The organism is Methanospirillum lacunae (genome assembly GCF_003173355.1).
Lineage (GTDB): Archaea > Halobacteriota > Methanomicrobia > Methanomicrobiales > Methanospirillaceae > Methanospirillum > Methanospirillum lacunae.
Map to the genome: position 1 here is coordinate 1 of NZ_QGMY01000025.1, position 2109 is coordinate 2109.

Consider the following 2109-nt stretch of genomic DNA (forward strand, 5'->3'; position numbering starts at 1 on the left):
GTGTGACAAGAGGTTGGTATTCAGATTGCGTAATGCTATTCTATCCGTTCGGAATATCCCTACCATAGCATGCGATTCTGGTAACGGAATGGTGTGAAGCCTATGGGACAACGTGGAGAAAACATGTAACCAGAACCTGTCAATCTGCAAGGGAAAGGATGTCATGGAGAAACATATGTTGAATCATCGTATGGGTCGTAATTGCCGACAAGCGAAACCTGGTTGTATGACGCTTGAACCAAAAGGTATGGAATTAGGATATGTTGGTAACCTAAACAACATATCGAATGGACAGAAAATTCCCGGTCTAAAGATGGCTCCTAAAACATCTGAATTATCTGAATATCAAAACTTGGTAACCCGTATATACTCCTCAAAGAAGGTAAGAACTTCGCGAGAAGAACTAATGGTATAGACGGGAAAGGAAGCAGCAAAAAGCGAAGGCCTGTCTGTAATGGATAGGATAGGAAAATTATCCAACCTAAAAGGGTGCTGACTTGCTGCAGGTACTTTACGGCATAGAAGGGAGGCAAATCTATGAATGTACTTCATTCAACGACGCCAAAGAGCGAGAGACGTACAGACCTTAATCTCACCCAACAATGGAATTCCATTGACTGGAAAATTGTGAGAGCGACGGTTAACAGACTGCAGACCCGGATTGCAAAGGCAGTTTTCGAAGGTAAGTATGGTTTAGCAAAGAGAATTCAGTATCTTCTGACTCATTCATATTCCGCAAAACTCCTTACGGTTAGAATTGTAACTCAAAACCGTGGCAAGAGAACCCCCGGTATCGACGGTGAACTTTGGACTTCTTCGAAAGATAAGATGCTGGCAGCATTGAGTCTTTCAGATAAACAGTACCAAGCTCAGCCATTAAAACGGATATATATTCCGAAGCCTGGCAAAGATACTAAAAGACCTCTTTCAATTCCTACGATGTACGATCGAGCTATGCAGGCGCTATATGGCCTGGCTCTTCAGCCGGTTGCAGAAACTCTTGCAGATTCTCGGTCATTCGGATTCAGACTATTCCGAAGTGCCCAGGATGCATCACAGTACCTGTTTGTTTGCCTAAGGCATAAGGCGGGAGCAGAATGGATTCTTGAAGGAGACATCAAAGGATGTTTTGACAACATCTCTCATCAATGGTTAAAGGACAACGTTCTGATTGATTCATCAATCCTGAACCAGTTCTTAAAGTCTGGATATCTTTACGAACAGACTCTGTTTCCAACTGACCAAGGCACACCACAAGGAGGGATAATTTCTCCAATTCTTGCTAACTTGGCCCTAGATGGTATGGAAAATATAATCATGCAAAGATATCTTAAGATGAAAGTGCATTTTGTCAGATATGCTGATGATTTCGTGATTACAGCTCCAACAATGGAAATTGCTGAAGAACTGAAAGTACTCATTAGCAGTTTTTTGTCAGAAAGAGGGTTGGTTTTATCCGAGTCAAAAACGAAAATCACTCACATCAATGATGGATTTGATTTTCTAGGATATAATATCCGTAAATATAAGGGTGTTCTCTTAATGAAACCGTCCAAAGAATCTGTGAAGAAGATTACCCGAAAAATTGGATTAGTTCTTCTTAGAGCTGCCGCCTGGAACCAGGAGCAGGTAATCCAAATCCTTAATCCAATTATTAAAGGGTGGACAAACTATCACAGACATATTGCCTCAAAGGACACTTTTAATCGGATGGATTACATTGTCTGGAATCAACTCTGGAAATGGGCCAAAAGAAGGCATTCTGATAAAGGATATAAATGGATTGCTCAAAGGTATTGGTCAAAAGTAGGGAACAGGAATTGGATATTCTGCACAGATAACCAGAGATTACGGATGTTCTCAGAAACACCTATCAGGCGACATTTCATGATTAAACTTGAAATGAACCCATACCTTGATCATGAGTACTTTATCGGCCGTGTGGACGGGATGAAGAGAAGAACCCCAGACGTACAAGTGAAACTAACATACTTTCCTATCTGTCGCCCGAAATTCGGGTTGTAAGGTGCTTGAGCCGTATGAATTGAAAGGTTCACGTACGGTTCTTAGAAGGGGGGAAGAGAGTAATCTCTTCTTCCTATTCGACTA

Annotated in this window: 1 protein-coding gene; it reads left to right on the forward strand. The window is 41.5% G+C overall.

The window, feature by feature from the left end; genetic code table 11:
- The first annotated feature begins 537 nt into the window (after positions 1 to 537).
- Positions 538 to 2025, forward strand: coding sequence for a group II intron reverse transcriptase/maturase (gene ltrA / locus DK846_RS17335; protein ID WP_109970266.1), 1488 nt, complete (start codon positions 538 to 540; stop codon positions 2023 to 2025).
- Positions 2026 to 2109 lie beyond the last annotated feature (84 nt).

Excerpts from the sequence above, each read along its gene's own strand:
- ltrA (WP_109970266.1), top strand. The coding sequence starts at position 538 with ATGAATGTACTTCATTCAACGACGCCAAAGAGCGAGAGACGTACAGAC.